This is a genomic window from Arthrobacter sp. I3, from assembly GCF_000520575.1.
GTDB classification, from domain to species: Bacteria; Actinomycetota; Actinomycetes; order Actinomycetales; family Micrococcaceae; genus Arthrobacter; species Arthrobacter humicola_A.
On record NZ_KI914918.1, the window covers coordinates 23,904 to 31,792 of the forward strand.

Below are 7,889 nucleotides of genomic sequence, written 5' to 3' on the forward strand. Positions count from 1 at the left end.
CCGCACACTAGCCGCGGCGGCACCGACCGTCCGGGACCCGGCCGGCCGGCAACAAAGGAGACGCTATGACGCCCGAGACCGGCAGCACCGAGTTGTGGAAAATCACCCTGGGGGAACTCGACGAGAAGATGGGCGTGAAGATCGTCGAGGAGTCCGTGGACCGCGTGGTCGCGACCATGCCGGTGGAGGGCAACCGGCAGTCGTTCGGGCTCCTGCACGGTGGCGCCTCACTGGCCGTGGGCGAGGCCGTGGGGTCCTGGGCCGCCGTCATCCACGCCAGCACCCTGGGCAAGACGGCGGTGGGCGTCGACGTCTCGGCCACGCACCACAAGTCGGCCCGCGAGGGACTGGTCACGATCACGGCCACCCCCATCCATCTGGGCGGCACCCTGACCACCCACGAGGTGCTGATCACGAACGAGACCGGCCAGCGAATCTGCACGCTGCGGATCACCAACCTGCTGCTGGACCGCAAGGCCTGAGCACCGGATGCGCAGCTCGCGGCGTGGGCCCGACCCTCGGAGTCGCCGGAACCGTGCGGGTTCGCCGTATCTTTCCGGCGACCCTGCAACGTTCCGGCGAACTCGGGCCGAGGGCAGAGGCCGCCTACACCGGACCCCGCCCCCGATGTAGGGCCGATCGGCCCGGAAGGCACGGTGCCGCGGCTGTTAGCTTGGAAGTGCTGAGTCGCCCGGCACCGCCGGGTATCACCGGTCTCACCGGAAGGGATCCACCATGCTCTCAGACACCTCACTTCCCGTCATTCAGGCAACGCTGCCCGTAGTCGGGCAGCACATCGAGGAAATCGCCAAGCGCTTCTACAAACATATGTTCGAGGCGCAGCCGGATCTCCTGGACGGGCTCTTCAACCGGGGAAACCAGGCGGACGGCCGCCAGCAGCAGGCACTCGCCGGATCCATCGCGGCCTTCGCCGGCATGCTCGTGGAGAAACCGGACCAGGTGCCGGACCATCTGCTCTCCCGGGTGGCCCACAAACACGTCTCGCTGGGACTAAGCCCGGACCAGTACCAGATTGTTCACGACCACCTCATGTGGGCAATCGTGGATGTTCTGGGCGATGCCGTCACTCCCGAGGTCGCCGCCGCCTGGGATGAGGTCTACTGGCTGATGGCGAACCTGCTCATCAACAAGGAGCGCGGGCTGTACAACGCAGTGCACCTCTCCCCCGAGACCATTTGGCGGACGTGGCGGGTGGTGCAGCGGATCCAGGAGACCGCCGACGTCGTCTCGTTCGTCGTCGAACGGACCGACGAGCGGGACGTCAAGCCGTCCCTGCCCGGGCAGTACGTGACCCTCAAGATGACCATGCCCGACGGCGTACAGCAGCCCCGGCAATACAGCCTGACCAAGGCCGACGACGGCCAGCACCGGCAGTTCGCCGTCAAGAGGGTCCACGGGCTTCCGACTCCCGACGGCGAGATGTCCAGTCTGCTCCACAATGACGTGCAGGTAGGCGACGAGGTGGTGCTCTCGGCTCCGTTCGGCGACGTTGTGCTGGAGTACACGGACCGGCCCCTGGTCATGGCCAGCGCGGGAATCGGCATCACGCCCATGGCCGGGATGCTCTCCCACCTGGTGCAGTCCGGTTCACGACGCCAGGTGATGCTGCTGCATGCCGATGACAGCGAGGCATCCTTCCCGCTCCGCGCGCAGGTCAGGGAAGATCTCGCGAAACTCGCGGACGGGACCCTGAAGACGTGGTTCCTGACTCCCGCGGAGACAGCGGGGACCGGTGAGGCGGGCGGGACCGGCGAGGCGCGCGAGACCGGTGAGGCGTCCGGTTCCGTGTTCTCCGGCTTCATGGACGTCAGCGACGTCGAACTCCCGGACGACGCCGAGTACTACCTCTGCGGCCCCCTGCCGTTACTGAAGTCGGTTCGGAGCGCCTTGATTGCCGGTGGCGTCCCTGCCAAGGACATTCAGTACGAGGTTTTCGGCCCGGATCTCTGGCTGGCTGACTTCCAGTAACCCGCGGCCCGCTGTTTCCTCCCGAACGCCCGGATTCGCCCAAAACTTGCGGGGTCGCCGTAGCGGTACGGCGACCCGCGGCTTTCCGGCGAGCCCGGGCTTGGAGCCCCCGGCTAACGCACCGCCCGGCGCCGGCCGAACGCCACGAAGGCCGCGCCGAGCAGCAGGACACCGGCGCCGAGACCCGCCAAGGGCAGGAGCCCGCCTGCGCCCGTGCTCGCTAGCTGGCCTGTGGTGCCCGACGTGTTGCTTGGTGCCGTCTTGCCTGGTGCTGTGTTGCCTGGTGCCGTGTTGTCCGGTGCCGTGCCGCCCGCAATGACGGAGGTGTCCGCCGGCGGGGCGGGAGCTTGCGCCGGTTTGACCGGTCCGGCGGGAGCCCCGGCCGGGTTGGCGGGCTGTTGCGGGACCGCCGGCCGGCCAGGCGTTGGCGGCTGCACGGATCCCGGTGTCCCGGCTGGCGGCCCGGCCGGAGTTTCCCCGGAAACGGGCGCGGCGTCGACGCTGAACGCCACGGCGGCCGGCGGCGATGCGACGCCGTCAACGGTTTGCGTCACGGTCAAGGTGTGCGCACCGGCGACCAGTTCCGCGGGGAACGTGACACTCCACCGGGCACTGCCGGCCAAGGTCCGCGCGGTCCCGGGCTCGAGCGCGGTATTGCCCGCTCCGGAACCGGAACCGGCCTGCACGGAGTCCACGGCCACCCCGTCCACAGCCACGGCCACGCCGGCACCTCGAAGGGCCGTGCCAAAGATGGTGGCTGGCAGGGCGTCCTGTCGCAGGTGTTGGCCGTCCCTGAGGTTCGACACCGCCGGAGCCGGCGGAATGACGGTGTAGGTGCGGGTCGCCGCGGGACTGTCCATTTCTCCGGGGGCCGTGAGCACTGCCGTGACCGAAATTTTTCCGAAGACCGGCTGATCGGCCACCTTGATGCTCCAGTGGCCGTCTGCGTCAACGAGCCCGGTCCCGGTGAAGTCGCCGGAGAGCCGCACCGTGCCCCCGGCTTCTCCTGTGCCCTCGATGGTTTCGATGGCGGTGAGTCCCGGGCCGTCCGGCTGGCCGTCCACCGGTGAGGTGATGGCCGGAGCCGCGAGGCGGGAGACATCGACGGACAGGGCGACGGCGCCGGAGCCGCTGAAGCCGTTCACGGTCTCAGCCGAGAACTTGAATGGCCCGGCCAACGACGGTGCAGGGAACTGCCAGTTTCCCGACGCGTCGACCGGTACTTCCAGGGGCTGGCCGTCCTTCTGGCCCGAGGTCTGGCCTGGTTTCTGGTTCAGGACGGTGATGCGGACCTTGGAATTCGGAGCCACCACGGAGGCCGGGCCGGCATCGATGTGCCCGGTAATCGGCTCACCGGCCGTGACGGTTCCGGTGGAGGCCGCCGCGAGCGCTGGTTTGGCCAGGAACAGTTGCAGCTGGACACCGCCGGGGACCTGGCCCATGGCGTCCTCGAGGCTGGTCGCGATGGCCCGCGTCTGGACGCCCTGGTCGGTACTTTCAGCCCCCGTGTGCAGCCCGACGGCGAAGTTCCCGCTGATCCACGGGCCGCCGGAGTCCCCGCCGCCGGAGGTGACGGACGTTGAGTCGAAGCCCCGGACCGCCCGGAGATCGTTGTCATAATCGGGCGGTAGTGAATTTGGCCCAACCATGGCCCAGATGCCGACCGAGTCCACCGTGCCGCATCTCCACCCGGTGGTCCGGCCGGACCGGCACACGGGCTGGCCCTGGAAAGGAGCCACTGTTCCCACAATCTTCACGGACGTCGGCCCCGGGTCGGCGGGCTTGTCCCATCGGGTGACGGCGGGCTGGAGGTCCAGGCCGCTCCTGATGCCGTGGAGGACGGCGATGTCCGTGCCGACGTTGGTGCCGTCCGGCGCAACTTTGGAATTGCCGGTGCCGCCGAACTGGCTGAACCCGAAGGTGCCCAGGATCCCGGCGGCCGCGCCAGAACCTGCACCCCCGGCCGCTGGCGCACCTGCCGGATTTTCGATCTCGGCCTGCTTCGCGGAGCCGTCACCGGCGCAGTGCCCGGCGGTCAGGACCAGAGGCTCGCCCGCGGGGCTGAAGGCCCCGAACCCGGCCGAGCACAGGGCTAGGCCGTCAACGATGTAGCCCTCGCCGCCAAAGTAGTCCTCCTCGGTGGTGATCCGGGATCCTTGTTCCAGCGTCACGTTGACGTAGCGGGCCACGAATTCGGCCGCGGACATCTTCGGCACCGGGCCCGGAGCTTTCGCCGGCTGCACACCCGCGCCGGAGGCGGGAACAACGGAGGCGGGAACTGCGGCCGGAAGGACGGGAAGGGCGTCGGCAGCCGGAACGGACTGCGCCGTGTTGGTGCCGCCGGCGCGGATGACAAAGTGGCCGTCTGTGTAGGTGACAGCCTGCAGCCCGGCGGCCCCGACCTCGCGGACATAGGCCTCGAACAGTTGCTGGGTGCTGGAGGCCAGCAGCTCCGCGGCTGACGGGACAGCGGCGGCGGCCGCGGGGGCGGCAAGCAGGAAGTCGGCCGGGCCGGACTGGTTCAGTTCGGCCACGCGGGCCCGGAGCTCGGCGCCGCTGCCCTCAACCGCGACCTTGCCTCCAGCGAGGCTGATCCCCACATAACCCGGGAGGGCCCGCAGGGAGGGCGCGGCGTCGGCTGCCCGCCGGGCAAGTGCACCGGCGGCGTCGAATTCCGCGAGAGTCATGCCAAGGTCCCGCCGCACGGCCTCGGCGAGGCCGGCATCGCTGATCGGCGTCGCGGACGGCACCGGAGAAGAACCGGCCAAAGGCGCGTCAGCCGGCGGCGGCACCGGGACCGCCGTCGGGACCGCAGACACAGCCGGCGCAGGAACCGCCGTCGAGACCGGCACCGGCGTCGAAACCGGCGTCGCCATCGCCGACGCAGCCGGCGCCGGGTCTGCAGGGACTGGGGCGTTGGCTTCGGCCATCGCCGGGACCGCGGTCAGCGCCAAGGCAGGCACGGTACCGGCAAGCGCAATCGCGAGGGCAGCGGCCGCCCGCACCATCGGCTGGAACTTCGGAGTCTTCACTGGCCTACCCTAACTGCGCCCACCCTATCGGCCGAGCTTTCCGAGGATGGCCGCGAGTTCCGGGGTCGTCACGCCGTGGCGGAAGAGGTAGTCCGCGGTGTTGAGGGACCGGACAAATTGCAGCAGGCTCTGGCCCCGGGATTCCAGCAGGGGCACCAGCACGTTCTCGGGGAGGAAGCGCTCGTGGGGATGCGGGACGGCGGCGTGCCGGAGGTGCTCGTTGATGCCCCGCATGGAGCGCTGGTAGCCACTCACGATGGCCTCGTCGCTGTCACCGGCGAGGTCCTGGAGCATGGCGGCGATCATGCCGCTCCGGTCCCGCCCCGCGGAGCAATGGATGACCACACCGCCCTCCGCGGCGGCCACCGCCTTGAAGACCCGGGCCAGCAGGTGCGGGAACAGCCTGGCGTTGTCCGCATAACAGGCGGGGTCGTTGAGGTACGGCACACAGAGCTCGCGGAATTCGCGGTTGTCCGGGTCTTCGGTGGGGGCCAGCACGACGTCTAAACCGGCCAGGGCCTCAGCCCGCACCGGCGGATCGGTCTCCCTACGCCGGATTTCGGCTTCGTTGCGGAGGTCGATGACGGTCCGGATGCCCCGGCGGTGCACCTGCCGCCAGCCGGCCTCGGTGAGCCATTCCCGCCGTCCCATGCGGAACACGTCCCCGGCCACGTTCCACGCGTTGACGGCCCCCTCCCACTCCACGGTTCCGGGCACCGCCTGCCCCTTGGCTTGGCCCAGGGGCGCTGCAGGAATGATCATCCAGAAAGCTAAGCACACGCACCGGCGCGATCCGCGGCAGGATTCACAAACGTTATACACAATGGGACCATTGGCATGGTGCGGGGTTAACGCTTCGCAGCACGTTTTTCACGGCACGGGCGCTGAACCCAGGGTGCCACTGAGGAGAACACCATGGGACCTCTGAAACTTCGACGCCGGCGGACCGCTCTGGCGGCCGGTCTCGCCGCCCTGGCCATGGCGGCCGGTGTGGCGGCGGTACCGGCGGAGGCGGCGGACAGGACCCGGTACGTCGCGCTCGGAGACTCCTATGCCGCCGGGCTGGGGGCGGGGCCGTACCTGGATGATTGCTACCGCAGCGAGAACAGCTATTCCGAACTCGCTGCCCACACCAAGACCATCAAACTCGTCGCCAACGCGGCCTGCAGCGGCAAGACGACCCAGGACGTCGTCAACACCCAGCTCAGGCGCCTGACCAGGACCACCGGGCTCGTCACCATCACTGCCGGCGGCAACAACCTCCGGTTTGCGGAAATCCTCGCCTCCTGCGGCGCCGCCATAGTCAATCCCGCTGCGGGTCCGCTGTGCGATGCCGCCAGTGCCTACGCCGAGGGCCAGATCTCCAGCCATCGACTGTCCGGCGACGTGACAGCAATGATCCAGCGCGTGAAGGCTGCCGCCCCCAACGCCAAGGTTGTAGTGACGGGCTACCCCTACCTCTACGATCCGGTCGCGCCAGGCCAGGCTGATCCGATGTCCCGGTTCATCTACAAGGCCACGGTCCTGGCGGACGGCCTGAACGGCTCCATCGCCGCCGCCGCCCGGGCCACCGGAGCGGAATACGTCGATGTCCGGACCGCTTTCGCCGGTCACGGCGTGAACTCTGCGGCCCCGTGGATCAATTTCAGCCGTACGGCCCTCGCCAGTCCCGAAAACTTCCACCCGAACGCCCGGGGCTACGAGGCGTACTTCGCATCGCTTAACGGGGCCAAGGCCTACTCAGCACGCTAGCGCCGCTTGGCCAGCCGGGATTCGAGGGCGTTCCGGACCATCGGCCATTCATGTTCCAGGATGGAATACACGACGGTGTCTCGCAGCGCCCCGTCGGCGCTGCGCGTGTGGCTGCGGAGCACGCCGTCCTGTTTGGCCCCCAGCCGCGTGATCGCCTCGCGGGACTGGTGGTTGAGCCAGTGCGTCCGGAACTCGACGGCGGGGCAGCCCAGCGTCTCGAAGGCGTGCCGCAGCAGCAGCAACTTGGAGTCCGGGTTGCTGCCGCTGCCATGCGCGGACGCCGCGTTCCAGGTGGAGCCGATCTCCACCCGGGGCGTGGCGGCGTCGATGTTCATGTAGGTGGTCATGCCGATCACCCGGCCCGGTCCGCCCGTGGCGGGGTCGAGCAGCCGCGTGGTGAAGGGCAGCATGGCGCCGCTGTCCTGCAGGGCCAGGCGACGCTCAATCTCGGCGGCCATGTGCTGCGGGGCGGGCACGCTGGTGTACCAGAGGTGCCACAGCTCGCCGTCGCGTGCCGCCTCGACAAGGCCGTCATGGTGGTCCTGGCTCAGCGGCTCAAGGACGACGTACTTGCCGGTCAGGGTGATGGGCGCGATCGCGGGGCGGTCTAGGGAAGTCACCGCACCATCCTAGGGGCACGCACGAATGCCGGTCACTTGGTCCAGTCGAAGAAGCCCTTGCCGGACTTGCGGCCCAGTTCGCCGCGGGCGACCTTGTCGCGGAGGATCTGCGGCGGAGCGAAACGGTCACCCAGCGTGGACTGCAGGTACTCCGCGATGCCGAGGCGCACGTCCAGGCCCACTATGTCGGTGGTCCGCAGCGGTCCCGTGGGGTGCTTGTAGCCCAGCACCATGGCGTTGTCGATGTCTTCAGCGGTGGCCACGCCCTCTTCCACCATGCGCATCGCTTCGAGGGCGATCGCGACGCCCAGCCTGGAGGAGGCGAATCCGGGCGCGTCGTTGACCACGACGGCGGTCTTGCCGAGCGCCTCGACCCACCCGCGGGCGGCCTGGGCCAGGGCGTCGGAAGTCTGCTCGCCGAGGACCACCTCGATGAGCGTCGACGCCGGCACGGGGTTGAAGAAGTGCAGGCCCAGGAAGTTCTGCGGCCGCTTCA

Annotated in this window: 8 protein-coding genes; 4 read left to right on the plus strand and 4 right to left on the minus strand. The window is 69.2% G+C overall.

What is annotated here, in order from left to right:
- Positions 1-65: 65 nt before the first annotated feature.
- Both Y706_RS0109340 and Y706_RS0109345 read left to right on the plus strand, forming a co-directional pair.
- On the plus strand, positions 66-482 hold the full coding sequence (locus Y706_RS0109340) for a PaaI family thioesterase (protein WP_028276385.1): 417 nt from the start codon (positions 66-68) through the stop codon (positions 480-482).
- 253 nt (positions 483-735) lie between these two features.
- Positions 736-1,989 (plus strand): globin domain-containing protein, encoded by a 1,254-nt coding sequence (locus tag Y706_RS0109345; protein ID WP_028276386.1) that lies wholly within the window; start codon positions 736-738, stop codon positions 1,987-1,989.
- Between the two features lie 113 nt (positions 1,990-2,102).
- Here Y706_RS0109345 and Y706_RS24625 read toward each other — a convergent pair whose 3' ends face one another.
- Positions 2,103-4,676, minus strand: coding sequence for a S1 family peptidase (locus Y706_RS24625; RefSeq protein ID WP_043435717.1), 2,574 nt, complete (start codon positions 4,674-4,676; stop codon positions 2,103-2,105).
- Between Y706_RS24625 and Y706_RS24630 the strand changes: the two genes are divergently transcribed.
- Positions 4,675-5,034 (plus strand): hypothetical protein, encoded by a 360-nt coding sequence (locus Y706_RS24630; protein ID WP_052355042.1) that lies wholly within the window; start codon positions 4,675-4,677, stop codon positions 5,032-5,034. The two genes, Y706_RS24625 and Y706_RS24630, sit on opposite strands and share 2 nt — an antisense overlap.
- Before the next feature lie 11 nt (positions 5,035-5,045).
- Here Y706_RS24630 and Y706_RS0109355 read toward each other — a convergent pair whose 3' ends face one another.
- Entirely contained in the window at positions 5,046-5,783 is a 738-nt protein-coding gene (locus Y706_RS0109355) for a tyrosine-protein phosphatase (RefSeq protein ID WP_043435719.1), read from the minus strand.
- Between the two features lie 153 nt (positions 5,784-5,936).
- On the opposite strand from Y706_RS0109355, the gene Y706_RS0109360 reads away from it, so the two are divergent.
- Entirely contained in the window at positions 5,937-6,773 is an 837-nt protein-coding gene (locus Y706_RS0109360; protein WP_043435720.1) for an SGNH/GDSL hydrolase family protein, read from the plus strand.
- On the opposite strand, the gene Y706_RS0109365 is transcribed toward Y706_RS0109360, so the two are convergent.
- Both Y706_RS0109365 and Y706_RS24635 read right to left on the minus strand, forming a co-directional pair.
- The gene (locus Y706_RS0109365) at positions 6,770-7,393 is read right to left on the minus strand and encodes a GNAT family N-acetyltransferase (protein ID WP_028276389.1); all 624 of its coding nucleotides are present in this window, start codon (positions 7,391-7,393) and stop codon (positions 6,770-6,772) included. The genes Y706_RS0109360 and Y706_RS0109365 overlap by 4 nt on opposite strands.
- Before the next feature lie 32 nt (positions 7,394-7,425).
- A partial coding sequence (locus Y706_RS24635) for a 3-hydroxyacyl-CoA dehydrogenase family protein (protein WP_043435723.1) occupies positions 7,426-7,889 on the minus strand: 464 nt, incomplete at its 5' end.